This window comes from Niveispirillum fermenti (assembly GCF_052474395.1).
Window position 1 is genome coordinate 2,182,113 of the sequence record NZ_CP156681.1, and the last position, 26,584, is coordinate 2,208,696.

Genomic DNA, 26,584 nt, shown 5'->3' on the forward strand with positions numbered 1-26,584 from the left:
CACCAGGCCAGGTTGGAGCGGTTTCCAATCCTGGCCTGGTTGTTGTTTGGCAGCTGGTTATACCAACTTGCGATGAGTAGAACTCATCGCAAGTTGGTTCGGTGGCGACCGCCGCCGCGCCGCTCGTGCGGCGGAGCCAAGCCAACGTATGTTGGCGCCGGCATTTGAGGGCGGTGACCAGAACCAATAGGTTCTGATTACCGCAAAATAGTATTAGGGGGACAGAGATCATGGCCGGAAATCTTCCGGGCAGCATCCTGGTCGTGGGTGGCGGTACGGCCGGATGGATGGCGGCGGCGGCACTGGCCCGTGCCGTGGGCCGACAGGTACGGGTCCGGCTGGTGGAAAGCAGCGCTGTCGGCACCGTCGGCGTCGGGGAGGCCACCATCCCGCCCATCAAGACCTTCAACCGGATGCTGGGCCTGGATGAGGCGGATTTCCTGACCTTCACCCAGGGCACCTACAAGCTTGGCATCGAGTTCTGTGACTGGACGCGCGCGGGTCATCGCTACTTCCATCCTTTCGGCATCCATGGGCTGACCCTGGATGCCACCCACACCCATCAATACTGGCTGCGGTTGCGGCAGGAGGGGGAAGGCGGGGATATCGAGGATTATGCCCTGTGCAATGTCATGGCCAGACTGGGCCGTTATACCGGTCCGGTAGCGGATGAACGGTCCATCGCCTCCACCATCCGCTCGGCCTATCATTTCGATGCTGCTCTTTACGCCGATTATCTGCGTCGCTACGCGGAACGGCTGGGGGTGGAGCGGCTGGACCGCAAGATCGTCGATGTCGCATTACGCGGGCATGACGGCTTCGTGCAGGCCGTCATCTGCGACGGCGGGGAGCGGCTGGAGGCCGATTTCTTCATCGATTGCACAGGCTTTTCCGGTCTGCTGATCGAAAAGGCCCTGCGGACGGGATATGAGGACTGGAGCCAATGGCTGCCCTGTGACAGGGCCTGGGCCGTTCCGACCTCCGGGGACGGGCGCATCCCGCCCTTCACCCGCTCCACGGCACGGCCGGCCGGCTGGCAATGGCGTATCCCGCTGCGCCACCGCGTGGGCAACGGTTATGTCTTCAGCAGCCATTTCATGGGGGAGGAGCAGGCGAGGGCCACCTTGCTGTCCCATGTCGACGGAAAGGTCCTGGCGGAGCCGAGGCTGCTGCGCTTCGTCACCGGCCGGCGCAAGCAGGCCTGGGTTGGAAACTGCCTGTCGCTGGGGCTGGCATCCGGCTTTCTGGAACCGCTGGAAAGCACATCGATCCACCTGATCCAGACGGGCCTGTCCAAGCTGCTGGATTTCTTTCCCGGACGGCAGATCGATCCGGTGGCAGTCGCCGAATATAATGCGCTGGCACAGGCGGAATTCGAGGCTGTGCGCGATTTCCTGATCCTGCACTATCATGCGACGGAACGGTCCGACAGTGCCTTCTGGGACCATTGCCGGACCATGGATATCCCCGATAGCCTGAAATCCCGTATCGAGCTGTTCCGGCGTAACGGCCGGGTTTCCACCCGCGCCCGGGCGCTGTTCACGGATACAAGCTGGATCGCCGTGATGCTGGGGCAGGGGATCATGCCGGAAAGCCATGACCCGCTGGTCGATTTGCACCCGCTGCCCGCCATGCGGGAGCGGATGGCGACGATGCGTGCCCGCATCCTTCAGGCCGCCGGGAGCATGCCGACCCACGAGGCGTATCTCGCCGGGCTGAAGGTGGCCTGAAGGCCCTCCCTCTGGACTTCGGGCTCAGCTACACCCCGTCGTCCCGCCGCAAGTGTCGCATTTCAGGCAGGTGCCATTGCGCACCAGGGTCATGTTGCCGCATTCCGGGCAGGGATCGCCCTCATAGCCGCGGGCGCGGGCTTCCTTCATGCGCTCAAACCGTGCATCGTGCCGGCCCACCGTGCCGCCGCGCAGGGCGGTGCTGGACAGGCTGTCGGCATGGACCGCCCCCCCGGCGAAGGCCGACGGCGCGTCGGTGCCCGTGGCGGCATAGCCCGTGGTCGCCTGCTGGAACCCCGCCACGACCCGGCCCTGCTGCCCGCCGGGCACGACACGCAGGTTGGAGCGCATATAGCCGGTGGAGGCGATGCGGGCCACGGCGGCCAGCGTCTCCTGCGTCATGCGCGCCGCATGGTCGGGCAATTCGGGGGCCGTGTTGGCGGCTTCCGGCATGCCGGCCAGATCCGCCTGTGCGTCGCCCCGTCCCATCGTGTCGGGCAGCAGATCCTCTGGCGTGGCGTGGGCCAGATCGTTGCGGCCGAGATAGGAGATGGCCAGTTCGCGGAACACATAATCCAGGATGCTGGTCGACATCTTGATGGCATCGTTGCCCTGCACCATGCCCGACGGCTCGAACCGGGTGAAGGTGAAGGCCTCGACATATTCTTCCAGCGGCACGCCATATTGCAGACCCAGCGAGATGGCGATGGCGAAATTGTTCATCATCGACCGGAAGGCCGCGCCTTCCTTGTGCATGTCGATGAAAATCTCTCCCAGGCGGCCATCCTCGTACTCGCCCGTGCGCAGATAGACCTTGTGACCGCCCACCATGGCCTTCTGGGTATAGCCCTTGCGCCGCTGCGGCAGCTTTTCCCGCCCGTCGTTGCGCACCACCCTTTCCACGACGCGCTCGACGACCTTTTCCACGACCCGTTCAGCCACCAGGGGAACGCGGGCGGCGGCGGGCGCCTCCACCACGCGCTCCAGCAGGGTCTGGTCATCCTCGGACAACGTCTCCTCTTCATCCTCCAGCACCTGTGCGTTCAGGGGCTGGGACAGTTTGGAACCGTCGCGATAGAGCGCGTTGGCCTTCAGCCCCAGGCGCCATGACAGCATGTAGGCATCCGTGCAGGCCGCCACCGTGGCGCCGTTGGGCATGTTGATGGTTTTGGAGATGGCGCCCGAGATGAAAGGCTGGGCTGCGGCCATCATGCGGATATGCGCCTCCGCCGACAGGAAGCGCGTGCCGATCCGCCCACAGGGGCTGGCGCAGTCGAACACGGGCAGATGTTCATCCCGCAGGCCCGGCGCGCCTTCCAGCGTCATGGCGCCGGCGACATGGACGTTGGCCGCCTCGATCTCCTTGCGGGTGAAACCCAGATGCGCCAGCAGGTCGAAGCCCGGCATCTCCAGCAGATCGCCCGGTATGCCCAGGGTGCGTGTGCAGAAATCGGCACCCAGCGTCCATTTGTTGAAGACGAACTTGATGTCGAAGGCGGATTCCAGGGCGGATTCCACAGCGTCGATCTGTTCGTCGCCAAAGCCCAGACGGCGCAGCCGGTCATGGGTGATGCAAGGCGCCCCCACCAGCGTGCCATGCCCCACGGCATAGCGCTCGATCCGGGCAATTGCGGTATCGTCATAGCCCAGCCGTGACAAAGCCTCCGGCACAACGCGGTTGATGATCTTGAAATAGCCGCCACCGGCCAGCTTCTTGAATTTCACAAGGGCGAAGTCGGGTTCGATGCCCGTCGTGTCGCAATCCATGACCAGGCCGATGGTGCCTGTCGGTGCGATGACGGTGGCCTGCGCGTTGCGATAGCCATGGTCGCGTCCCATGGCAAGTGCTGCATCCCAGGCGCGACGGGCGGCATCGACCAGGTTCGCGTCGGGACATTCGTCCGCGACCAGCGGCACGGGTGCCACCGACAGCCCCTCATAGCCCGTCCGTGCGCCATGGGCGGCGCGGCGATGGTTGGCAATCACGCGCAGCATCGGTTGCCGGTTGGCGGCGAAGCCGGGGAAGGGCCCCAACTCGCGCGCCATCTCGGCGGAGGTCGCATAGGCCACGCCGGTCATCAATGCGGTGATGGCCGCGGCCAGCGCCCGCCCCGGCACACTGTCATAGGGCAGGCCGGCTGCCATCAGCAGACCGCCAAGATTGGCATAGCCAAGGCCCAGCGTCCGGAAATCATAGGAAAGACGCGCGATCTCCCGCGACGGGAACTGCGCCATGGCCACGGAGATTTCCAGCACCAGCGTCCACAGCCGGCAGGCGTGGGTGAAGGCATCGATGTCGAACCGACCGTCGGGCTGGCGGAATTCCATAAGGTTCAGGGACGCCAGATTGCACGCCGTGTCGTCCAGGAACATATATTCGCTGCACGGGTTCGACGCATTGATGCGACCGGACGCGGGGCAGGTGTGCCATTCATTGATGGTCGTATCGAACTGTACGCCCGGATCGGCCGACTGCCAGGCGGCATAGCCGATCTTGTCCCACAATTCGCGGGCGCGCAGCGTGCCGGCAACCTTGCCATCCGTGCGGCGGATCAGGTTCCAGGGGCCGTCACTTTCCACAGCCTCCAGGAAGGCATTGGGCACGCGCACGGAATTATTGGAATTCTGGCCGCTGACCGTCAGATAGGCTTCCGAATCCCAATCGGTGTCGAAGGTGCGGATATCGATCCCGGCATAGCCCTGGCCGGCAAGCTGGATGGCCCGCTGGATGTAGTTTTCCGGGACCAGGTCGCGGCGGGCGGCCACAATGGCGCGTTTCAGGGCCCGGTTCGTCAGCGGGTCCAGCCGGTCCGCATCGGTGCCCATACCTTCGTTGCAGGCCGCCATGATCATGTTCAGATGGCGGGAAACCTGCTTGGAACCGGTCACCAGGGCGGTGACCTTCTGCTCCTCAACGACCTTCCAGTCGATATAGGCTTCGATGTCGGGATGGTCGAGATCGACCGTCACCATCTTGGCGGCCCGGCGCGTCGTGCCACCGGACTTGATGGCGCCGGCCGCCCGGTCGCCGATCTTGAGAAAGCTCATCAGGCCGGACGACTTGCCACCGCCGGACAGTTTCTCGTTCTCTCCGCGCAGGCGGGAGAAATTGGTGCCCGTGCCGGACCCGTACTTGAACAGGCGCGCCTCGCGCACCCACAGGTCCATGATGCCGCCTTCGTTCACCAGATCATCCGCGACCGACTGGATGAAACAGGCATGGGGCTGTGGCCGCTCATAGGCTGACGCAGAGGCAACGACCTCCCCGGTTGCCGGATCGACATGGAAATGGCCCTGGCTGGGCCCGTCGATACCATAGGCCCAGGACAGGCCGGTATTGAACCATTGCGGACTGTTGGGTGCCGCCATCTGGCGGGCCAGCATGAAGCGCATCTCGTCATGGAACGCGGCGGCATCGGCTTCCGACTCGAAATAGCCGCCCTTCCAGCCCCAATAGGCCCAGGTGCCGGCCAGACGGTCGAAAACCTGCCGGGCGGAGGTTTCCGCCCCCGTCCGCTCCTGCGCGGGCAGCCCGGACAGCGCCTTCTCATCCGCGACATGGCGCCACAGGAAGGGGGGGACGCTGTGTTCTTCCACCTTTTTTAGGGCCGCAGGCACGCCAGCCCGGCGGAAATATTTCTGGGCCAGGATGTCGCAGGCCACCTGGCTCCATTCGGCCGGAACCTCGATATCCCTGGCCTGGAAGACCGTGGAACCGTCGGGATTGCGAATCTCGCTCGTCGCCTGGCGGAACGGGATGCCGGCATAGGCGTCCTGGCCTTCAACGGTGAAACGGCGTTCGATGCGCATGGTCCAAGCCTTTCCCAAACAAGGCGGCGGGTCGTGCGTGCCGGCCGTGCGTCATGACGGACAGGCAGCAGCGCCGCTATATATGGTGACGGCCGGAAGGCTAGGCCACAGGGGAAGGCCCGGCAACCATATTTTGTTGGCTATTTCAAAAGCATATACAGCTTATTGTGTTGACGCGGGTGGTGGGGCGGAATCCCCCTTTTTGGGGGCCGGAAGCGGCGGCATCGCTGGATTTTCCTGTTCCGCGCCTTGTCTGAGTCGCCCGCCCCCCCAATCTCCCAGGTGCAATGGGAGAGGTTCTGCTTCCGCGGGGCGTTGGCACCGGCCTGGGGGTTTCTTTCCGTTTGTAATGGTGGCAGGGTGCGCCCGCCGCTGTGGCCGGTCTCGTTTCGCGTGTTGCATTCCTGAATGACCCGACTTCCCGATCCCGAACAGACGCCCGCTTCATCGAAACCCGCAAGGGCCGCCGCCGTTCGTGGTTGGCTGATCCGGCATTACAAGGCTTTGCTGGGCGTCGCCACCATCATGTTCCTGGTCGTGCTGCTGGCCGTCGCCGTGGAGCATGTGATCAAGGAAATCGATTTCGCCGAGGTCTGGCTCTATCTGACGGACCTGCCCTTGTCGAAGGTCCTGCAGGCCATGGCGCTGACGATAGGGGCCTATTGGGTCCTGACGCTGTACGACCTGTCGGCACAGATCTATCTGCGGCGCAAGGTGCCCTACGCGACCACGGCCTTCGCGGCCTCCTGCGGCTATGCCATTTCCAACAATGTCGGCTGGGCGGTGATCAGTGGAGCCGGGGTCCGGCTGCGCGCCTATGGCAAGGCCGGCCTGTCACCGGCCGACGTGGCCAAGATCGTCGTCTTCTCGACCACCACCTTCACACTGGGGCTGACCTTCACGGGGGCCGTCGGCATGATCGTGGGGCCGGAGCCGGTGTCCTTGTTGCTGAACGTGCCGGAAATCGCGGTGCAGGCGGCCGGGGCGGCCATGTTGTTGGGCCTGCTGGCCGTCTGCGTCATCACGGCGGTGACGCACAAGCCCGTGCGGTTCGGGCGCTGGTCCATTCAACTGCCCAGTTGGGGTGGCGTGGTCTCGCAGATCACCATCGCGTCGGCCGAACTGGTGCTGGCGGCCGGCGTGCTGTGGATGCTGCTGCCGACGGAAGTCCAGGTTCCCTATACATCCTTCGTGGCGCTCTATTGCGCGGCGCTGATCGTTGCCATCTTCAGCCATGTGCCCGGCGGGCTGGGGGTGTTCGAGAGCATCATCCTGCTCGGTCTTGCCCACCATGACGCAGCCAGCGCCATCCTGGGCGCCCTGCTGGCCTATCGCTTCTTCTATTACGTGCTGCCGCTGGCGGCCGCGGGCCTTGGCATTGCGGCCTGGGAGATCCGCCACCATACCGGCCGTTTCGGGCGCGCGGCGGACCGGCTGCGCGGGCGGGGCACGGATGGCTGAGGGCGCTGGCGCGTGACTTTCCCGTGCAACTGGTCGCGCCGGCATCTTGATACGGCCCCGCGGGGGGCGCAGGTCCGCCTTCCACCGTGGGGGTGGATTTTGTTGCGGCGGCGGTGCATAGTCGCCGCCGTTCCTCGTGCTGCATCACGGAAAAGTCATGAGCGAGAAGTTCTCCCTGGCCACATGGATGGCCAATATCCAGATCAATATTCTGGTTTGGCGTGTCGGACGGCAGGTTGGCAGCGATGCCGCCGGGAACCGCTATTTCGAGGAAAAGAAGGCCCGCCGGGGCATGAAGGCCCGCCGCTGGGTGCTGTACAAGGGCGCACCGGAGGCGACGAAGGTGACGCCGGAATGGCATGGCTGGCTGCATTACAACATGGATGCGCCCCTGCCGGAGGGGAGCGGTTTCCACAAGCCCTGGCAGAAGCCGCATCAGCCCAACCCCACGGGCACGGTGCAGGCCTATCGTCCGCCGGGCCATCTGTTTGCCGGCGGCCAGCGCGACAAGGCCACGGGCGATTACCAGGCCTGGACACCGAACTGATCATCCCTATCTTTGGGAGCAGGCCCATGGCGGCGCCACGAAAGCGCCGCCATGTGTGTTTAAGGCATGTGTGTTTGAGGGAAGGTCCGGCCCGGTCATTCACCACGGGCCCGTCAGGGAGCTGAACTGTCCATGCGCAGGAACGTGATCGAAACAGTGCTGGGTGCCGTCGTCCTTCTGGTTGCCGGCTTCTTCCTGTTCTTCGCCTATACGAGCAGCAGTGTACGGGCCATCTCCGGTTATCCGCTGGAGGCGCGGTTCAGCAGCACGGGCGGCCTTTCGGCCGGTGCCGATGTCCGTATCTCCGGCGTCAAGGTTGGCACCGTCACCCAGCAATATCTGGACAAACAGACCTATCAGGCGGTCATCCGCATGGAGATCGACAGCAATGTCCAGCTTCCGCGCGACACCTCGGCATCGATCGCCAGCGAAAGCCTGCTGGGCGGTCGCTATCTCCAGCTTGATCCGGGTGGGGAGGATGACTGGCTGAAGCCTGGCGACATGATCGAATATACGCAGAGTGCCGTGAACCTGGAGGAGTTGCTGGGCCGCTTCATTTTCAGTTCGACGGGAGGCGGTGGCGCCAGTGGCGGTGATGCCGGTGCCCCACCCGCGGCCGGACAAACGCCGCTGCCGCCCATGTGATTTCGCGGGCGGCCTTGAAACCGCCCGAAATGGCCGCTTTTCTCTCAAGGACGCCCTGTCGGCCAGTGGATGCCCTCCCGTGAAACCCATCCAGACCCGTTTCCGTCTTTCGTCGCTGTGTCTGATGCTGCTGGCAATTGTGCCCGCGGTTCGCGCGCAGGAACAGGTACCTGCCGGGGAGCCGGCGCTGGACGAGGGACAGGCGTCTTCCCTGCCGGGTGCCGTACAGCGCCCCGCGCCCCCGCCACCGCCGGAGCGCAGTTTTGATCCCATGCCGGTCGCATTGCTGCAGGGGCTGGACAAGGTGACGGCCCGCACCTCCACCTTCGAAGCCAAGGTGGGTGAGGTGGTGCGGTTCGGCCAATTGTCCATCCGGGTCGAGGCCTGCCGCAAGGCACCCCCCATCGATCCCCCGGAATCGGCGGCTTTCCTGAATGTGCAGGAGCAGCGGCCGGACGGGGGTGAGGTGGCCGTGTTCAATGGCTGGATGTTCGCATCCAGCCCGGCCCTGTCGGCGATGGAACACCCGGTCTATGACGTCTGGGTCAAGGATTGCAAGAAGGTGCCGACCAGCGCCCGCTCATCCTCCAGACAGTGAAATTCGGCGTTCCGGGCCAAAGCCTTGGATAGTTGCGCGCGATAACGGTGCCGGGGTATTTCCCGTGCGCCGAATTGCGACAGGTGCCCGGTCAGGAACTGCGTATCCAGCAGCAGGAAGCCGCCGGCCGACAGCCGCGCCACCAGATGCACCAGCGCCACCTTGCTGGCGTCGGTGGCACGGGAAAACATGCTCTCCCCAAAAAAGGCACCCCCCAGGGAAACGCCATACAGCCCCCCGACCATGGTTCCGTCCTGCCAGCATTCCACGCTGTGGGCATGGCCCATGGCGTGAAGCTGGCAGTAGGCCTCCAGGATATCGGTATTGATCCAGGTCTGCGGCCGGTCGGGTGCCGGTTCGGCGCAATGGCGCATGGTGGCCCGGAAATCACTGTCCACGCGCACATCGAAGGGGAAATGCCGGATCGTCTTGCGCAGCCGGCGCGGCACATGGAACCCATCCAGCGGCAGCACCCCGCGGAACGGCGGATCGAACCAGAGAAGGTCGTCCGCATACGCGCTTTCGGCCATGGGGAACACCCCGCCGGCATAGGCGCGGATCAGAAGGTCCGGTGTGAGTATCCCCATGATCCCCGATGTTTCGTTGCGGAATTCGTCGGCGAGCATAGCAAGCCCCCCGCCCGCTTACAAATATCACCGGCGCCGGTCCCATCGGACGGGGTTGGCGGCGGCCCTGGAACGGCCACTGTCACGCAAACTTCATCGAACTGCGACAAAGCCTTTACCAATCGTTCCTTAAGTCATTCGGCATACCCCCAAGGTACTCGGCGGCAGCCGGGGTCTGTTGGGGGTTTCGGGTCTCTGGACTGTCGACAATTTTAGACAAACCCCAACATCCGGATGTGCCGCATGACGGAACTGACGCTGACAAACGACCGCGCCCAGGCCTCGCACGAGATGCCATCCGATGGCGGGGCGCGATCCGGCTGGTTCGGGCAGGCATGGCTTGCCCGCATCGGCGTGGGTGCCGATGGGCTGACGGGGGAGGGCGGCTGGCTTGCCCGGCTTTCCATTTCCACCCGCATCGGCTTCCTGGTGGGAGCCGCCCTGCTGACCGTCCTGATGACGGCGGGCTTGTTCCTGTTGGGCGATGCAAGACGGGAAGAGGCGACGGGCCGCATGACGGCCCTGTCGGGCTTCGCGGAAACGGCGGCCGACCTGAACCGCCGCACCACGGCCTTGCAGCTTCACGCCACCCGTTTCCTGCGGGAGCGTGATCCCGCCGCGGGGGTGGCGTTTCTGTCCACCTTGGGGGAGGTGGAGACGGCCGTGGCCGACCTGACGGCGCACGCAGCCGCGGCCGATCAGGCCGACACGATCGCAACGCTGACCGCCAAGCTGGGCCTGTTGGGCGATGCCTTCGCCAAGGTGGACGAGGCCACCCGCGCCGTGGGCTTCACCGACGAGGACGGGCTGCGCGGGCAGATGGTCCGGTCCGTGGCGGCGGCGGAGGGGGAGTTGAAGAAATGGCCGGCGACCATGGCGGCTTCCCTGTTCATCGGCATGGCCGAAATGCGCAACGCCGAGAAATCCTTCCTTCTGACGGGGGAGGAACGGTATCTGGGCCAGCATCGCAAGGCCTACAATGAATTTTCATTCTTCGTGCCTGAGACCCAGTTTGATCAGGAGACGAAGGACACGATCGACACCCTGTCGCGCCAGTACCGGCAGGACATGGTCGCCCTGGCCGAGGCCACGGGGCGTCAGGCCGATGCCATCAGGGAATTTACCGGCGTGTTCGCCGAGACCGCTCCCCTGATCGACGGGCTTTTCACCTATACCCGCGCCGGGCTGACGGAGGCGCGGCGCGCTGAAACCGCGATCCGCACGCAAACACAGCGCCTGACCATGGCGATTGGCGGGATTCTGGTGGCCCTGTTCTGTGGCCTGTCGCTGCTGCTGGTGCGGTCCATCACCCGGCCGCTGGCCCGGATCGAGCAGGCCATGGAAGGGCTGGCGCGCGGCGAGAGGCTGAGCTTCATCCCCGGCACGGCGCGCCATGACGAAATCGGCGACATGGCGCGCGCCATCGACGTTTTCCGTGTGAATGCGGAGGAAATGGACCGCCTTAAAGCGGAAGACCGGGAGCGGGAGCGTCTGCACAAGCAGGAGATGGCCGACCGGCTGGGCAGCCTGGCCGAAGCCCTGGAACAGGAGATGACCCGCCGGGTGGAGGCCGTGCTGCAGCAGGCAGCGGGCATCGCCGCCATGGCCGACCGCATGACCGGCGCCGCCACCCGCACCGGCGAGCAGTCCGACGGTGTGGCCGGTGCCGCGCAGGAGGCGACCAGCAATGTCCAGACGGTCGCCGCCGCCACCGAGCAGCTTGCCACCGCTTCGCGCGAGATCGGGCGGCAGGTGACGGAGGTCGCCGACATGGTCCATGACGCGGTGCAGCGGGGCGGGCAGACCCGCGCCATGGTGAACCAGCTTGCCGACGCCGCCCAGAATATCGGCCGGGCCGCGCAACTGATCGGTGATATTTCCGGCCAGACGAACCTGCTGGCGCTGAACGCCACGATCGAGGCGGCCCGCGCCGGCGAAGCGGGGCGGGGCTTTGCCATCGTTGCGGCCGAGGTGAAGAACCTGTCCAACCAGACGGGCCAGGCGACGGAGGAGATCACCTCGCAGATCACGGCCGTTCAGCGGGCGACCGAGCGCGTGATCGGCGATATCCACCAGTTGCACGCCGTCATCGCCCGCATCGACGAGATCGCCGGCACGATCAGCGCCGCGGTGACCGAGCAAGGCAGCGCCACGGAGAGCATCAGTGCCAGTGCCGCCAGTGCTGCGGGCGGTACGGTGGAGGTCTTCGACCGTATCCGCACCGTCGCCGCCGATGCCAGTGAAACAAGGACACTGGCCCATGAACTGGGGGAACGGGCGACAGAGGTGACGACGGAGATGCGCGCGCTGCGCGAAAGGCTGGCCGACATCCTGGCCCGCAGCGCGCAGGGATGATGAGGGCCGACGGGATGCTGCCGCGCGGACGGTGTCAGGAAGCCGGCAGGCAGGGCAGGACCAGCAGGCGTTCGATTTCTGCGGCGGGGGCGGGGCGGGAAAAGTAGAAACCCTGGCCGTACCGGCATTCCAGCGACCGCAGGAAACCCGCCTGTTCCGGATTCTCGATCCCTTCGGCCACCACGTCGAGATCCAGGCTCTTGGCCAGCAGCAGGATGATGCGGGGTATCTCCTCCCGCCGGTCGCCGCTGCCGGCCCCGCTGACGAAGGCCCGGTCGATCTTCAGTGAATTGACCGGGTAGCGATGCAGATAGGACAGGCTGGAATAGCCGGTGCCGAAATCATCCAGCGACAGGCTGACGCCCAGATCGCGGATTTGCTGCATCATGACGACCGCGCGGGCCGGATCGTCCATCAGGAGGCTTTCGGTGATCTCCAGCTTCAGGGTTTCCGGCGGGATGCCGCTGTCGGCCAGGACCTGACGGACGCTGTCGACCATCTGGTCGTCCAGCATCTGCCGGCCCGACACATTGACGCTCATGAACAGGCCACTGCCATAATCCTTCTGCCAGCGGGCCAGTTGTTCGGCCGCCTCCTGCATGGCCCAGCGCCCGATCTGCAGGATCAAGCCCGTATCTTCGGCCAGTGGCACGAAATCGGCGGGGGAGATCATGCCGCGCTCGGGATGCATCCAGCGGATCAGCGCTTCGAACCCGGCAATGGACTGGTCGGACAGGCGGACGATGGGCTGATAGAACAGGGTCAACTGATGCCGGTCGGCCGCAAGGCGCAGGTCCGCCTCCGTGCGCAGGCGCGACATGGCGCGGGCCCGCAGCGCATCGTCGAACACCTCTACCCGGTTGCGCCCCGCCCCCTTGGCCCGGAACATGGCCAGGCTGGCGTCGCGCACCATGTCGGCGGCCTGGGCATAGCCCGTGTGCGACATTGAAATCCCGCCTGATGCCGTCAGCACCAGTTCCTGCCCGCCGGGCAGCCGGATGGGTTCGGCGATGGTTGCTGCCAGACGCAGCGCGGCGGTCATGGCGGCCTTGGCATCCACGACCCCATCCATCAGCACGCCGAACTCGTCGGCTGATATGCGTGCGATCGTGTCGCCGGCCCGGCGCTGGGCCTCCAGCCTCTTGGCCAGGGTGCGCAGCACATCATCCCCGAAATTGGGGCCCAGACTGTCGTTGACGGTCTTGAAATGGTCCAGGTCGAACAGGATGACGGCACAAGGCGGATCATCGGGCCGGCGACGGCGGTCGATGGTCTGGTTGATACGGTCCATCAGCAGCGACCGGTTAGGCAGCCCGGTCAGACCGTCATGGAAGGCATCGAACAGGATCTGTTGCTCTGCCCGCTTGCGCGCGGTGATATCGGTCATCGAACCGGCCATGCGCATGGCATCGCCCAGCGGATCCCGGATTGCCACACCGCGGATCAGCACCCACAGTTCCGCCCCGCTATCGTGGCGGACCCTGACCTCATGCTCCAGATGGTCGATGCCGCCCGACAGGTGCAGTTGAAAGGCCGCGCGCAGCCCCGGCAGGTCGCTGGCATGGACCAGGGCGAACCAATCCTCGATCGTACCGACCCATTCCCCACCCGGCAGGCCCAGCATGTCCGACCAGCGCGGGGAATAATAAACCTCCCCCTCCGGAATACGCCAGTCCCACAAGCCGTCATTGGCACCCTGGGCCGCTAGCGCATAGCGTTCCTCGCTGATGCGCAGCTGTTCCTCCGCCACCTTGCGGTCGGTAATGTCGGACTGGGAGCCGACAAGACGGGCCGGCTCGCCCTGCACATCCATCACCGCGATGCCGCGGCAGAGCATCCAGCGCCAGGCGCCCCGGCTGTGCTGGATGCGGTATTCGATCTGGAATGGTTTGCCGCCCGCCGACATCTGCGCGTCCAGCGTGGCCTGCAGCCAGATCAGATCTTCCGGATGCACGCGCGACAGCCATTCTTCCGGCCCGTCGCTCTGCGGGTCCAGCCCTAACAATGCCCACCAGCGGGGCGCGTAATAGATGCGGTCGGTGCGCAGGTCCCAGTCGTAAAGCCCGTCATTGGTCGCCGCCGCCGCCAGGGCCAGCCGCTCCTCGCTGATACGCAGCCTTTCCTCGGCCTCCTTGCGCTGGGTGATGTCGCTGGCCGTGCCGATCAGGCGGACCACCGCGCCGCTGCCATCACCGATGGCAGCACCGCGCACCGTCAGCCAGGTCCAGTCGCCCCGCCGGTTGCGGACCCGGTGTTCGATCAGGAAACGCCGTTCCGGTTCATCCTGCAGGGGCCGCAGTGTGGCTTCCAGCCATTGCAGATCTTCCGGATGCACGCGGTCGAACCAGTCGTGCGGACTGCCTTCACCGCCCGTCGTTTCTGCCGCGGGATCCAGCCCCAGATGATCGCGGAAGCCCGGCGACAGGAACAGGCGGTCGGCGGCGATATCCCAGTCCCAGACGGCCTCACCGCTGGAAAGACCGGCCAGCATGTATCGCCGGGCCAGAAGATCGTCGGGCAGAATGTCGGGCAAGGCAGGGCCGGTGGACAAGTGAAAGGTGAGCGGGGAAACTCTATACCACTTTCACCGGGTGGGGCCATGCCCCTTCGCTGCCGCCCGTTATTTATGTTCATCTGAACTTTCGCAGACATGGAGCCTTGCTGTACCATTGCGGTCCCGGATCCGGGGGCGGGGGCGTGGTTTTCCCGAATGATTCCGGTTTGTGCTGAACTGCTCTGGATTTGGGTCATGGATTGGAACGACCAGGCGATCCTGCTATCCGCACGTCCGTATGGGGAAACCGCCGCCCTGGCGCTGATGCTGACGCGCGCGCATGGCCGGCACGCGGGGCTGGTGCATGGCGGGCAATCGGCACGGATGCGTGCGTCGCTGGAGCCGGGAAGCCGGCTGGCCGTGTCCTGGCGGGCCCGGCTGGCAGACCAGTTGGGGACCTGGTCGCTGGAACTGGAACGTGCCTATGCCGCCCCGCTGCTGGATGATCCGTTGCGACTCGCCTGTCTGGCATCGGCCTGCGGCTTGCTGGATGGGCTGCTGGCCGACCGGGAACCGCATCCCGGCCTGTTCGACGCCACGCTTGCCTTGCTGGAAGCGATGGAAACCGATGTCTGGGCGGAGATTTATGTGCGGTGGGAGATCGGTCTGCTGGACGAGATCGGATTTGGCCTGGACCTGTCGCGCTGCGCCGTCAGTGGCCGGACCGCGGCCGACCTGCTGGCCGGCAATGACGGGCTGAGCCATGTCAGCCCGCGCACGGGCCGTGCTGTTTCCCTTTCAGCGGCCGAACCGTACAAGGACAAGCTGTTCGAATTGCCGGCCTTCCTGCTGGGCCTTTCCGATGGCGGGCCGGTGGAGGTGATGCGGGGCCTGGCCCTGACGGGCCATTTCCTGGCGCGTAGCGCGTTTGCCCAGCGCCATGCCGAGCTGCCCGCAGCCCGTGCCCGTTTCGTGGAACGGTACGGACGGATGCATGGGATACCGCCCGATGGGGATGGGGCCATCTCCCCCGGCCCGGCGCAATAAGCCGACAGGACGGATAGAAGCCAGTACCCACGCCCCTACCCTATCTGGTATGGATGGGGCATGACCGACGCCGCCCATGAAATCCTGGACAAACGCCTCGCCGACGCGCTGGGGGAGCGTTACCTGTCCTATGCCCTGTCCACCATCGTCTCCCGTTCGCTGCCCGATGTGCGCGACGGGCTGAAGCCGGTGCATCGGCGCATCCTGTTCGCCATGAGCCAGCTGAAGCTGGACCCCTCCACCATGCCGAAGAAGTCGGCCCGCGTGGTCGGCGATGTGATCGGCAAGTTCCATCCCCATGGCGACCAGTCCGTCTATGACGCCCTGGTCCGGTTGGCACAGGATTTCGCCAGCCGCTATCCGCTGGTGGAAGGGCAGGGCAATTTCGGCAATATCGACGGCGATAATGCCGCGGCCATGCGATATACCGAGGCCCGCCTGACCGAGGTGGCCAAGGCCCTGATGCAGGGCCTGGATGAGGATGCCACCGACTTCCGCGCCACCTATGACGGCGACGGGAACGAGCCCATCGTGCTGCCGGCCGCGTTTCCCAACCTGCTGGCCAACGGATCGGCCGGCATCGCGGTCGGCATGGCCACCAGCATCCCGCCCCATAATGTGGGGGAGATTTGCGGCGCCCTGAACCTGATCATCGAGCGCGAGTTGCTGCCCCCGCCGGAAAAGCGCCGGCCCGTCGGCGTGGAAGAGCTGGTGAGCTGGATACGCGGGCCTGATTTCCCCACCGGCGGCATCCTGGTTGAAAGCCGCGCCAATATCATCGAGGCGTACCGCACGGGACGTGGCGCCTTCCGCCTGCGGGCCCGCTGGATGAAGGAGCCGCTGGGTCAGGGCACCTGGCAGGTGGTCGTCACCGAGATCCCCTATCAGGTGCAGAAATCGCGGCTGGTGGAGAAGATCGCCGAACTTCTGTCGGAACGGAAATTGCCGCTGCTGGAGGATGTGCGCGACGAATCGGCGGAGGATATCCGCCTGGTGCTGGTGCCCAAGAGCCGGAATGTCGATCCCGCCGTGATGATGGAGCAGTTGTTCCGCAACACGGACCTGGAAATCCGTTTCAGTCTGAACATGAACGTGCTGGATGGCGGCACCATCCCGCGCGTCATGACCCTGCATGAGGTGCTGCGCGCCTTTCTGGCCCACCGCCAGGACGTGCTGATCCGCCGGTCCCGCCACCGGCTGGGGGAGATCGAACACCGGCTGGAGGTGCTGGGCGGCTATCTGGTCGCGTATCTGAACCTGGACGAGGTCATCCGCATCATCCGCGAGGAGGATGAACCCAAGAAGGAACTGATGCGCAGCTTCCACCTGTCCGATGTTCAGGCAGAGGCCATCTTGAACATGCGGCTGCGCTCCCTGCGCCGGCTGGAAGAGTTCGAGATCAGGAAGGAGCATGACGCGCTGACGGCCGAGAAGGCTAAGCTGACCGACCTTCTGGAGGATGAGGCCAAGCGCTGGAAGGCCATCCGCACCGACGTGCAGCAGATGGACAGGAAGTTCGGCCGGTCGACCGCGCTGGGTGAACGCCGGACGGAGGTGGGGGAGGCCCCGACCGATATCGTCGTGCCGGTGGAAGCCATGATCGAGCGGGAGCCGCTGACCGTCTTCCTGTCCGAAAAGGGCTGGATACGCGCCGTGTCGCGACATATGTCGCCGGCTGAGGCGGCGGACGCCAAATACAAGGATGGTGACAAGGAAGGTTTTGTCCTGCGCGTGCAGACCACGGACAAGCTGCTTGTCTTCGCTAGCAATGGCAAATTCTATACGCTGGGCGCCGACAAGCTGCCGCGTGGCCGTGGCTTCGGGGAACCTGTGCGCCTGATGGCCGATCTGGGCGAGGCCGAGATCGTGTCCTTGTTCCCGCACGTGCCGGGGCAAAGGCTGCTGGTGGCCAGCAGCGACGGCCGTGGATTCCAGGTGGAAGCCGACGAGGTGGTGGCCCAGACGCGGGCCGGCAAGCAGGTTTTGAACCCGTCCGATGGCGGGGTCGCTGCCCTGGTGATCCCGGTGGAGGGGGATGCGGTCGCCGTTATCGGCAATAACCGCAAGCTGCTGGTCTTCAAGCTGGAGGAACTGCCCGTCATGGCGCGTGGCAAGGGCGTGGCGCTGCAGAAATACAAGGATGCCAGCCTGTCGGATGTGAAATGCTTCAGTCTGGCTGATGGGCTGTCCTGGAAAATGGGCGGAGTCGAAGGCCGTATCCGCACCGTGACCCTGCCGGAACTGTCCGGCTGGGTGGCCTTTCGCGGCAGCCAGGGCAAGCTGCCGCCCACCGGCTTTCCCAAGAACAACAAATTCACCGGTTAATGCAGGGCCAGTTTCCGCACCTTCCGGATATCTATCCGGACGACGGGGGCCGACCTACACTTTCTCCTGAGGCTTGGTCCCGGAACCGGGCATGCAGGGGAGTGGATCATGCGCCTTGTCATCATGGCGGGGCGCCTGTTGCTGGTGGTATGGATGGCTTTATCCACCACCGTGCAGGCCCGCGCGTCGGAAGTGCTGCATCTGCTGACCAATATCGCGCCCCCCTATCAGGAGATGGTGAACGGGGAATTGGGCGGCACATCGTTGCGCGCGCTCGACTGCATCATGGACCGGCTGGATCAGCGATACGAGGTTGACCTTGCGCCCTGGCTGCGCGCCCGCGAACAGGTGCGCCAGGGAGCCGTGGCGGGCATTTTCTCCGTGGCGCCGGATCCCGAGGGGCCGCGTGACGGGCATCTCTCCCTGCCTTTGGCCCTCGAACGCTGGGTGTGGGTGACACCGGCGGGCATTCGTCTCGTGAAGATGGATCTGCACCAACGCCGCCGCATTGCCGCCGTGCTGGGATCCAATCAATTGAAATGGTTGCGCGGTCAGGGAAGGGATGTCGATGGCATGGCCCGGACATCGACGCAATTGCTGCGCATGCTGGCGGCCGGCCGGGTGGAAGCGGTTCTGATGGACCAGGCGGAACTGCTGTCCGCGATCAAGCAGGCGGGGGCCGATCCTGCGCAGTTCCAGGTCAGCTTTCAGCGCTATATGCCCTTGGGTGTCTATTTCGCGGCCCCATTCCTGCGGTCGAACCCGCATTTTCTGGAACGGTTCAACGGCGAGATCGGCCATTGTGCGGCGGCCAACATGGTTCTGACGGCATCCGAGCGCGGGCTGGCCCTGGCTGTGGCCCGACAGGTCCATGACAGGCTGTTGACCGAGCCGTCCCTGCTTCCGGCGCTGAAGGCGGCCGGCAGGCTCAACGCGGATAAACCCGTCAGCCGCATCGTGGAGGAGGACCAGATATTTCAGAGCCATCGTGCTGCGGCCGACCATTCGCTGGTATGGTCGTTGCGCGATCATCCGCTATCCACGGCCCTGGCCCGGCTGCGGGCCGCGACTGGCGGGGTGGTTTCAGAAATCCTTCTGTTCGACAATGCGGGCGTGGCCGTGGCCGCCGATCCGCTTCCCTCCGACCTCTGGCAAGCCGACGAGGCGAAATATGCCATGACCGTTGCCAAGGGGGCTGACACGATCTTCGTCGACAATATCGCCTTCGACCAGTCGACGGGCCAGTTCAACGTCCAGGTCAGTTTCGCCATTGCCGGCGATAAGCCCGGTTCGGTGCTGGGTGGCGTTACGATCGGACTGGATATCGAACGGACACTCAATCGCCATTGAGGCGGTGGCCGGGCCGGTTATTGCCGATATCGGCCATGCCATCGTCCATACCTTCGACAATGGGCCGGCCGGCCGGATAATTCTCGCCCCGGCGTTTCATTTCCATGTCGCTGGCAGACATGGAAAGCGACATGGCGAAACCTGTCTGGGGGCAGGGGTTGGGGGCATAGCCGCGATCCAGCGCCCTGTCATCCTTGCCATAATCCAATCGGGCACCGGCATATTTGCCGCTGACCCCACCCATGGACACGCCGGCTTCCACGGTCTTGCGCACGCGGCAGCCTGGATCTTCGGCCGGGGCAGCAGCGGCCGGCACACCCTGGCTGTAATCCGGGACGGCGGGCAGGGTGCCGGGCTTGTTCAGCAGGGTGAAAGTATTGACGGGCTTCGTCTCTTCCGCCACGGCGGTCAGGGCGATGATCGAAAGGACCAGACCCGTCAGGAACAGGGCGCGCATGTCAGCCTCCCGGCAATGGCAGCCGGCCGCCCGATCACGAGCGCCGACCAATGCCCCTTATACGAATGAACGTGGTTCATCCTGTTCCTGAAAGCAAGCTCACACTGTCTTTTTTTTCGCCGCCGGCTTCTTGGCGGCCGTTGTCGTCTTGCTGGTCCCGGTCTTCGCGGCCATCTTCGGCGCGGCCGCCTTCTTGGCCGGGGCCTTCTTCTTCGGCTTCTCCTCTGCCGGTGGGGCATCCGCGGCGGGGGCCGCCCCCTTCTTGGCCGTGTCCTTGGCGGCCTTGGCCGCCAGCAGTTCCACGGCCTGTTCCAGCGTCAGCGTGTCGGGATTCTGGGCCTTGGGAATGCTGGCGAACAGCTTGTTGTGCTTCACATAGGGGCCGAACCGGCCGGAGCCGATGGAGATCGGCTTGCCATCCTTGGGGTGGTTCCCCAATTCGCGTCCCTGCACGGCCTTCTTCGCCGGCCCGTCGCCCAGAAGCACCACGGCCCGGTTCAGGCCGATGGTCAGCACATCATCGTCCGCGGGGATGTTCTTATAGGCGTCGCCATGTTTCAGATAGGGGCCGAAGCGGCCGATACCGGCCTGAATTTCCACGCCCGTGCTGGGATGCATGCCCAGGGAGCGGGGCAGGGACAGCAAGGCCAGGGCAATGGTCAGGTCGACATCCTGCGGGTTCATGCCGCGCGGCAGTGACACGCGCTTGGGTTTTTCCTCCTTCGGCAGGTTCGTGCCCAACTGGGCATAGACGCCGTAGGGTCCCCGTTTCAGCACGACGGTCAGGCCCGTATCGGGATCGGTGCCCAGTTCCCGGTCGGCATCGGCCTCCGCATCCTCCCCCGCCACGGCCAGCGGGCGGGTATAGCGGCATTCGGGATAGTTGGAACAGCCGATGAAGGCGCCCGTCTTGCCCAGTTTCAGCGACAGGCGGCCCGATCCGCAGGTCGGGCAGGCGCGCACATCGATCTTCTGCCCTTCCGCGTCGAAGCGGTCGGGGAAGAAATGCGGCCCCAGTGCGGCATCCAGCGCATCCAGCACCTGGGTGATGGTCAGGTCCTTGGTGTCGTCGATGGCGGCGTGGAAATGCTTCCAGAATTCCCGCAGCACATCCTTCCAGAAGATGCGCCCGCCGGAGATATCGTCCAGCTTCTCTTCCAGGGCCGCCGTGAAGTCATACTGCACATAACGGTTGAAGAAATTCTCCAGGAAGCTGGTGACCAGCCGGCCGCGGTCCTCCGGCTCGAACCGCCGCTTTTCCAGCCGCACATAATTGCGTTCCTGCAGCACCTGCAGGATGGACGCATAGGTGGAGGGCCGGCCGATGCCCAGTTCCTCCATCTTCTTCACCAGGCTCGCTTCCGTATAGCGGGGCGGGGGCTGGGTGAAGTGCTGGTCGGATTTCAGGTTGCCGCGCGTCAGGTCGTCGCCATCCTTCATGGGGGGCAGGCGGCGATTCTCCTCCTCCTCCCCATCATCATCCTTGTCTTCCTGGTAGACGCGCAGGAAGCCATCGAACCGGATGATGGAGCCGGTGGCGCGGAACACGGCCTCCGCCCCCTTGGACATGATGTCCACCGTCACCTGATCCATGATGGCGCTGGCCATCTGCGACGCGACGGTCCGCTTCCAGATCAGCTCGTAAAGCCGCAGTTCGTCCTTGTCCAGATAACGGGTCATCTGGTCCGGGCGGCGGAACAGGTCGGTGGGGCGGATGGCCTCGTGCGCCTCCTGGGCGTTCTTGGCGGCCGTCTTGTAGATGCGCGGCTTGTCCGGCACATAGGCATCACCCCAGGTCTGGTCGATCAGACGGCGCGACCCGTCGATGGCTTCCTGGCTCAAGGACACGCCGTCGGTACGCATATAGGTGATCAGGCCGACCGTCTCGCCGCCGATATCCACGCCCTCATAGAGCTTCTGGGCCGTGCGCATGGTCTTGACGGCGCCAAAGCCCAGCTTGCGGCTGGCTTCCTGCTGAAGGGTGGAGGTGGTGAAGGGCGCATAGGGATTGCGCTTCACCTCGCGCCGTTCAACGCGGCCCACCTTGAACAGCATGGGGCGGATACGGGCCAGCGCCGCCTCAGCCGCCCCCTTGTCGCCCAGGCTGAACTTCTCCAGCCGCTTGCCGTCCAACTGCGTCAGGCGTGCCGTGAAGGTGGCGCCGTCATGGGTTTTGAACTCTGCCTCGATGGTCCAGTATTCCTGCGGCTTGAAGGCCTCGATCTCGGCCTCCCGCTCGCAGATGAGGCGCAGCGCCACGGATTGCACACGGCCCGCGGACTTGGACCCGGGCAGCTTGCGCCACAGGACCGGTGACAGGTTGAAGCCCACAAGGTAATCCAGCGCGCGGCGGGCCAGATAGGCCTGGACCAATTCCTGGTCCACGTCGCGCGGCTTGGAAATGGCGTCCAGCACGGCGCTCTTGGTGATTTCGTTGAAGGTGATGCGGCGCACCTCGGCCTTGGATGCCAGCCGCTTTTCCTTCAGCAGCTCATGCACGTGCCAGGCGATGGCCTCTCCCTCGCGATCCGGATCGGTGGCCAGGAACACGCGGGAAGCACCGCGCACGGCGCGGGCGATCTCATCGACATGGCGCTTGGACCGGTCGCCCAGTTCCCAATCCATCTCGAAATCCTCTTCGGGGCGCACCGACCCATCCTTGGGCGGCAGGTCGCGCACATGCCCGAAGCTGGCCAGGACGGTATAGTCCTGTCCCAGATACTTGTTGATGGTCTTGGCCTTGGCCGGGGATTCAACGATGACGACACTGCCAGCCACTGAAGGACCCGCCTTTCGAGGAACGATGGAAAACCGCGAATTGGACCGGTCAGACCAGGCTGACCTGACCGCCGGGATGACGCTGCAGCCGCCCCGCCAGTTCCAGTTCCAGCAGCACGGTCAACACCACCCCGGCAGACAATTGGCAGCCGCGGATGACTTCGTCAATGAGAACCGGGGTCGGGGACAGGCTCTCGACCACAAGATGGCGTGCTTTGGCCAGTTCGCGCTCGTCCTCCGTGGCGGGAATGGGGGACCGGAAATGTCCCCCGGCCGGCTCGCGCAAGGGGCCCGCGGCGGCGGCATGCAGGTGCGTGACGATATCGTCCGCATTCTCCACCAGGGCAGCACCTTCCTTGATCAGGCGGTTACAGCCCTGGGCGCGCGGGTCCATCGGGGAGCCCGGCACGGCGAACACATCGCGCCCCTGTTCGGCGGCAAGGCGCGCGGTGATCAGGGACCCGGATTTAAGCGCCGCCTCCACCACGACAACCCCCAGCGACAAGCCGGAGATCAGACGGTTGCGGCGGGGAAAATGCCTTGCCTGCGGTTCCGTCCCCAGGGGTGATTCGGCCAGCACCGTGCCGCGCTGGGCGATATCATGGTAAAGGCCGGCGTTTTCCGGCGGATAGATGATGTCCACGCCGCCGGCCACCACGGCGGCGGTACCGCCGCCGATGGCCCCCTGATGGGCCGCTGTGTCGATGCCGCGGGCCAGGCCCGATACCACGGTGAAGCCGGCATCGGCCAGGTCGTGGCCCAGCCGCTCGGCCATCTTGCGCCCGGCGATGCTGGCATTGCGCGCGCCGACGATGCCCACACAGGGACGGGCCAGCAAGGCCGGGAAGCCCAACACTGCCAGGACAGGCGGCGCATCGTCGATGGCGGCCAGCGGCCGGGGATAATCCGCCTCCCCCCGGAACAGCCAGCGCCCGCCCAGCTTTTCCAGCGCCGCGGCTTCCCGCTCCACCTCTGTCCGCGCGGGCACGCGCAAGGGTGCCTTGCGGCCGCCGCGCCGGGCCAGGTCGGGGAGTGCCGCCAGCGCCGCGCTGGCCGTGCCGAACCGTTCCAGAAGTCGCGCGAAGGTAACAGGCCCGACATTTTCCGCACGGATCAGGCGGACGCGGTCGATGCGTTCGGTCAGCGGCAGGGTTGAATTCTGTGATTGCATGGGTGCATGGTTCTGCAATCGCCATCTGCTGTCAACGGCTTTCCCGGTCATGACAAAACGGGTGATGGGCGACCGGGTGACGGGCGGTGCCGGGCACGCTATGATCCGCCCATGACCTATACCGGCCCCACGCCCAAGGAAGAGATGCTGCTGCATTGCGCCCGGATCGGGTTCAACCCGCCGGCGGGACGGGTTTCGTCCGTCCGCAATGCCGTCTGCCTGTCCGATCCGGGGAGTGTTTGTCCATGTCCGTCGATACCGCCGAACTGAAGCGCCTGTCCGGTGCCCATCACTGGCACCCGTTCACCGACCACAAGGAACTGTCCGCGCTGGGCGGGCCGCGCATCATCACCCATGCCGAAGGGGTGTGGCTGACCGACAGCGCCGGCGTGCGCATCCTGGATGCCATGGCCGGGCTGTGGTGCGTCAATGTCGGATATGGGCGGCGGGAACTGGCCGATGCGGCCTATGGCCAGCTGACCGATCTTTCCTTCTATCACGGCTTCTTCAAGACGACCACGGCGCCAACCGTGCAACTGGCGGCCCGCCTGGCCGAACTGACGCCGCCGGGCCTGTCGCGCGCCTTCTTCGCCAATTCCGGGTCGGAAGCCAATGACACGATCGTGCGCATGGTCCGGCATTACTGGGCCTTGAAGGGCAAGCCGGGCAAGAAGATCATCATCGGGCGCGACCATGGCTATCACGGCACCACGATGGCGGCCGCATCGCTGAACGGCATGCCGGCGATGCATGCGCAAGGCGGCCTGCCGCTGCCGGATTTCGCCCATGTGATGGCCCCCTATCCGTTCGAGGGACAGGGGGAGATGGGTGCCGAGGCGTTCGGCCGGCTGGCGGCCCGCACGCTGGAGGAGAAGATCCTGCAACTGGGGCCGGAGAATGTGGCCGCCTTCATCGGGGAGCCGGTGCAGGGTGCGGGCGGCGTGATCATCCCGCCCGACAGCTATTGGCCGGAGGTCGGGCGCATCTGCCGCGAACACGACATCCTGCTGATCGCCGACGAGGTGATCTGCGGCTTCGGGCGGCTGGGCCACTGGTTCGGCTGCCAGCGCTATGGCATCAGCCCCGATTTCATGACCTTGGCCAAGGGCATCACGTCAGGCTACATCCCCCTGTCGGCCGTCATGGTCGGCGACCGTGTGGCCGGGACCCTGATCGAGGAAGGGGGCGAGTTCTACCACGGCTTCACCTATTCCGGGCACCCGGTGGCCTGTGCCGTGGCCCTGGCCAATCTGGACATCATCGCACGCGACGGGCTTGTCCGGCGGGCGGGGGAGGAGATCGGCCCCTATCTGCGCACGCGGCTGGAAGAGGTGCTGGACGGCCACCCGATCGTCGGTGAAATCCGGTCGGAGGGCATGATCGGCGCCATCGAGATCGTGAAGGACCGCCGGACACGCGAACGGTTTCCCGGCAATGGCAGGGTCGGCCTGATGGCACGCGACCATTGCTTCCACAATGACCTGATCATGCGCGGCATCCGCGACAGCCTGGTCTACGCCCCGGCCCTGACCATGACTGAGGATGAGGCCGACGAGGTCGCACAACGGGCCCGGCGGGCGCTGGACCTGACGGCGCGCGACCTGGGGGTGACGTAGTGACCGGGGCGGGCAATGGTCCCGCCCCGGTCGCATCACGGCGTCATTGTGCTGGCGCCGGGCCGGGATTGCGCGACACCCTATTGCCCTTGGACCAATATTCAGCCGAGAACCGGCCTTGCTGGACACTGTCGGTATAGGCGATCCAGTTGATGATGCTACCCTGCATCTGCAGGCTGAAATCCAGGCTCACGGCGTGGCCCTTGTTGAAGGCCTGGCCCCACGGAATGTTGCGGAACCACAGCATGAATTCCGGTCCCGCATCCTGGCCGTCGGGCGGGGTGGGGAAGGCCGGGTTGTTGAATTGCGGCATGATGGCGGAAATGGCCGGATATTGCGCCGTGCTGTGACAGGACATGCAACTGCTGGCCGAATTATCGGCCGGACCGTTCAGGCGGGAATTCCAGCCCAGATGCATGGGTGGCAATTCCCTTGTGTCGGGATTGATGATGGTTTCCGTGATGGCCGGGTTGATCCGCGTGGCTGTCGGCGTGGGATTGGTGTGGGAGACCGTGACCTCCGGATTGTTGCCCCACATCAGGCCGACGGGGACGAGATTTTCCCACGGGTTGGCCTTGCCCATGCGGCCATTATAGACATAGGTGCCGAACACCCAGCCGCCCTGCTTGTCCAGCCGGCTGTCGCGCACCATGATGTCCATCTGAAGCAGATGCACCTTCGCCGTCACGCGCTGGCCTGGTGTCGGGGGGGCCGGCATGCCGGGCACGTCGGCCTGATAGACATAGGCATTCCATGAAACGGGATTGGTCAGGTATGGCACCTGGCTTTCATCCAGCGTCGTGAACAGCAGCTTGGCCACCACGGTGCCGTCGGGGAAGCCGCCGCCCTTCTGGAAATAGGACATGTCCGGCGCCTGGGCGGAAGGCCAGAGCTGCCCGATGGTCCAGCCACCCATGGCGTTGTAGAAGCCGACCGCATAGGCGCTGGACTTGACGGTCTGTTCGGGGGCCAGCGACCCGACCGGCAGCGGGCCTTCCTTGGTCAGGCCGTGATAGCCCTCGCGCCCGTTGGGTCCCCAATGCTGCCAGGGCACATGAAACCAGCGGCGTACCGTATTGTCCTCCAGGAAGAAATCATCTTCCACACCATTCTCGGCATCGATATTGCCCTGGAAGACATATTGTTTGACGGCATCAAGATAGGCGCGCCAGTCCTTGCGGTAGTCGATCTTCAGGATCTTTTCCACAGCCGGTTCAATGGCCGGCTTGGTCTTGGGAAAATCCTGGGACAGGACGAAGACGCGGCCCGTATAGTCCGTCGGTGGCGGCATATAGCCGAAATCGGGAAACTTGAGCTGGTATTTTGGCGTCGGCTCCGCAGGCAGCATGAAGGGTACGGCCGATTTCGGAACCATGCCCTGCTGGAGCGACTGTGCATTGCCTTCCGCCCGGGTGGGGGTGGCTGACAGTCCGGCCATTGCCAAGCCTGCCGCCAGCATCGCCGCCGCTCCCCCCCGCCTGAATGACCTGCGTTCCATCCTTGTTACCCCCCGTTGATCGATGGTGACCGGTCCTGTCCACCTGCGCCCTGTTACGCATAGGACATGATCAACC

Annotated in this window: 17 protein-coding genes; 10 read left to right on the plus strand and 7 right to left on the minus strand. The window is 65.1% G+C overall.

Annotated elements, in window-relative coordinates; genetic code table 11:
* Positions 1 to 230 precede the first annotated feature (230 nt).
* Positions 231 to 1,730 carry a tryptophan halogenase family protein gene (locus ABC728_RS21420; protein ID WP_416617398.1) on the plus strand — a complete coding sequence of 500 codons (1,500 nt, stop codon included), beginning with the start codon at positions 231 to 233 and terminating at the stop codon, positions 1,728 to 1,730.
* Positions 1,731 to 1,754: 24 nt separating this feature from the next.
* Here ABC728_RS21420 and ABC728_RS21425 read toward each other — a convergent pair whose 3' ends face one another.
* Positions 1,755 to 5,540 (minus strand): vitamin B12-dependent ribonucleotide reductase, encoded by a 3,786-nt coding sequence (locus ABC728_RS21425; RefSeq protein ID WP_416617397.1) that lies wholly within the window; start codon positions 5,538 to 5,540, stop codon positions 1,755 to 1,757.
* A gap of 408 nt (positions 5,541 to 5,948) precedes the next feature.
* On the opposite strand from ABC728_RS21425, the gene ABC728_RS21430 reads away from it, so the two are divergent.
* The 4 genes from ABC728_RS21430 to ABC728_RS21445 all read left to right on the plus strand — a co-directional run bounded on the left by ABC728_RS21430 (position 5,949) and on the right by ABC728_RS21445 (position 8,791).
* Positions 5,949 to 7,001, plus strand: a complete 1,053-nt coding sequence (locus ABC728_RS21430) for a UPF0104 family protein (RefSeq protein ID WP_416617396.1) — start codon at positions 5,949 to 5,951, stop codon at positions 6,999 to 7,001.
* Between the two features lie 157 nt (positions 7,002 to 7,158).
* Positions 7,159 to 7,548, plus strand: coding sequence for an NADH:ubiquinone oxidoreductase subunit NDUFA12 (locus tag ABC728_RS21435; protein ID WP_416617395.1), 390 nt, complete (start codon positions 7,159 to 7,161; stop codon positions 7,546 to 7,548).
* Positions 7,549 to 7,680: 132 nt separating this feature from the next.
* The gene (gene mlaD / locus ABC728_RS21440; RefSeq protein ID WP_416617394.1) at positions 7,681 to 8,193 is read left to right on the plus strand and encodes an outer membrane lipid asymmetry maintenance protein MlaD; all 513 of its coding nucleotides are present in this window, start codon (positions 7,681 to 7,683) and stop codon (positions 8,191 to 8,193) included.
* 79 nt (positions 8,194 to 8,272) lie between these two features.
* Positions 8,273 to 8,791, plus strand: a complete 519-nt coding sequence (locus ABC728_RS21445) for a DUF2155 domain-containing protein (protein WP_416617393.1) — start codon at positions 8,273 to 8,275, stop codon at positions 8,789 to 8,791.
* On the opposite strand, the gene aat is transcribed toward ABC728_RS21445, so the two are convergent.
* Complete coding sequence (gene aat / locus ABC728_RS21450) at positions 8,725 to 9,378, minus strand: leucyl/phenylalanyl-tRNA--protein transferase (RefSeq protein WP_416617629.1); 654 nt, start codon at positions 9,376 to 9,378, stop codon at positions 8,725 to 8,727. The two genes, ABC728_RS21445 and aat, sit on opposite strands and share 67 nt — an antisense overlap.
* 282 nt (positions 9,379 to 9,660) lie before the next feature.
* Here aat and ABC728_RS21455 point away from each other — a divergent pair, with 282 nt between their 5' ends.
* Positions 9,661 to 11,772 carry a methyl-accepting chemotaxis protein gene (locus ABC728_RS21455; RefSeq protein WP_416617392.1) on the plus strand — a complete coding sequence of 704 codons (2,112 nt, stop codon included), beginning with the start codon at positions 9,661 to 9,663 and terminating at the stop codon, positions 11,770 to 11,772.
* A 34-nt stretch (positions 11,773 to 11,806) separates the two neighbouring features.
* Here ABC728_RS21455 and ABC728_RS21460 read toward each other — a convergent pair whose 3' ends face one another.
* On the minus strand, positions 11,807 to 14,305 hold the full coding sequence (locus tag ABC728_RS21460) for a bifunctional diguanylate cyclase/phosphodiesterase (RefSeq protein WP_416617391.1): 2,499 nt from the start codon (positions 14,303 to 14,305) through the stop codon (positions 11,807 to 11,809).
* A 216-nt stretch (positions 14,306 to 14,521) separates the two neighbouring features.
* Between ABC728_RS21460 and recO the strand changes: the two genes are divergently transcribed.
* From recO to ABC728_RS21475, 3 genes are all read left to right on the plus strand, one after another.
* On the plus strand, positions 14,522 to 15,313 hold the full coding sequence (gene recO, locus ABC728_RS21465; RefSeq protein ID WP_416617390.1) for a DNA repair protein RecO: 792 nt from the start codon (positions 14,522 to 14,524) through the stop codon (positions 15,311 to 15,313).
* A 60-nt stretch (positions 15,314 to 15,373) separates the two neighbouring features.
* The gene (parC, locus tag ABC728_RS21470; RefSeq protein ID WP_416617389.1) at positions 15,374 to 17,638 is read left to right on the plus strand and encodes a DNA topoisomerase IV subunit A; all 2,265 of its coding nucleotides are present in this window, start codon (positions 15,374 to 15,376) and stop codon (positions 17,636 to 17,638) included.
* Between the two features lie 108 nt (positions 17,639 to 17,746).
* On the plus strand, positions 17,747 to 18,988 hold the full coding sequence (locus tag ABC728_RS21475) for a substrate-binding periplasmic protein (RefSeq protein WP_416617388.1): 1,242 nt from the start codon (positions 17,747 to 17,749) through the stop codon (positions 18,986 to 18,988).
* Here ABC728_RS21475 and ABC728_RS21480 read toward each other — a convergent pair.
* The 3 genes from ABC728_RS21480 to dprA form a co-directional block, all read right to left on the minus strand.
* Complete coding sequence (locus ABC728_RS21480; RefSeq protein ID WP_416617387.1) at positions 18,975 to 19,445, minus strand: hypothetical protein; 471 nt, start codon at positions 19,443 to 19,445, stop codon at positions 18,975 to 18,977. The genes ABC728_RS21475 and ABC728_RS21480 overlap by 14 nt on opposite strands.
* Positions 19,446 to 19,544: 99 nt before the next feature.
* Complete coding sequence (gene topA, locus ABC728_RS21485; protein ID WP_416617386.1) at positions 19,545 to 22,223, minus strand: type I DNA topoisomerase; 2,679 nt, start codon at positions 22,221 to 22,223, stop codon at positions 19,545 to 19,547.
* A 49-nt stretch (positions 22,224 to 22,272) separates the two neighbouring features.
* Positions 22,273 to 23,394 (minus strand): DNA-processing protein DprA, encoded by a 1,122-nt coding sequence (gene dprA, locus ABC728_RS21490; protein WP_416617385.1) that lies wholly within the window; start codon positions 23,392 to 23,394, stop codon positions 22,273 to 22,275.
* 245 nt (positions 23,395 to 23,639) lie between these two features.
* Here dprA and ABC728_RS21495 point away from each other — a divergent pair, with 245 nt between their 5' ends.
* On the plus strand, positions 23,640 to 25,010 hold the full coding sequence (locus ABC728_RS21495) for an aspartate aminotransferase family protein (RefSeq protein WP_416617384.1): 1,371 nt from the start codon (positions 23,640 to 23,642) through the stop codon (positions 25,008 to 25,010).
* A gap of 43 nt (positions 25,011 to 25,053) precedes the next feature.
* On the opposite strand, the gene ABC728_RS21500 is transcribed toward ABC728_RS21495, so the two are convergent.
* Entirely contained in the window at positions 25,054 to 26,448 is a 1,395-nt protein-coding gene (locus ABC728_RS21500; RefSeq protein WP_416617383.1) for a hypothetical protein, read from the minus strand.
* Positions 26,449 to 26,584 lie beyond the last annotated feature (136 nt).

Excerpts from the sequence above, each read along its gene's own strand:
- parC (WP_416617389.1), top strand. The coding sequence starts at position 15,374 with ATGACCGACGCCGCCCATGAAATCCTGGACAAACGCCTCGCCGACGCG.
- ABC728_RS21455 (WP_416617392.1), top strand. The coding sequence starts at position 9,661 with ATGACGGAACTGACGCTGACAAACGACCGCGCCCAGGCCTCGCACGAG.
- aat (WP_416617629.1), bottom strand. The coding sequence starts at position 9,378 with ATGGGGATACTCACACCGGACCTTCTGATCCGCGCCTATGCCGGCGGG.
- ABC728_RS21500 (WP_416617383.1), bottom strand. The coding sequence starts at position 26,448 with ATGGCCGGACTGTCAGCCACCCCCACCCGGGCGGAAGGCAATGCACAG.
- ABC728_RS21475 (WP_416617388.1), top strand. The coding sequence starts at position 17,747 with ATGCGCCTTGTCATCATGGCGGGGCGCCTGTTGCTGGTGGTATGGATG.
- ABC728_RS21495 (WP_416617384.1), top strand. The coding sequence starts at position 23,640 with ATGTCCGTCGATACCGCCGAACTGAAGCGCCTGTCCGGTGCCCATCAC.
- ABC728_RS21425 (WP_416617397.1), bottom strand. The coding sequence starts at position 5,540 with ATGCGCATCGAACGCCGTTTCACCGTTGAAGGCCAGGACGCCTATGCC.
- ABC728_RS21435 (WP_416617395.1), top strand. The coding sequence starts at position 7,159 with ATGAGCGAGAAGTTCTCCCTGGCCACATGGATGGCCAATATCCAGATC.
- ABC728_RS21430 (WP_416617396.1), top strand. The coding sequence starts at position 5,949 with ATGACCCGACTTCCCGATCCCGAACAGACGCCCGCTTCATCGAAACCC.
- mlaD (WP_416617394.1), top strand. The coding sequence starts at position 7,681 with ATGCGCAGGAACGTGATCGAAACAGTGCTGGGTGCCGTCGTCCTTCTG.
- dprA (WP_416617385.1), bottom strand. The coding sequence starts at position 23,394 with ATGCAATCACAGAATTCAACCCTGCCGCTGACCGAACGCATCGACCGC.
- ABC728_RS21480 (WP_416617387.1), bottom strand. The coding sequence starts at position 19,445 with ATGCGCGCCCTGTTCCTGACGGGTCTGGTCCTTTCGATCATCGCCCTG.
- recO (WP_416617390.1), top strand. The coding sequence starts at position 14,522 with ATGGATTGGAACGACCAGGCGATCCTGCTATCCGCACGTCCGTATGGG.
- ABC728_RS21420 (WP_416617398.1), top strand. The coding sequence starts at position 231 with ATGGCCGGAAATCTTCCGGGCAGCATCCTGGTCGTGGGTGGCGGTACG.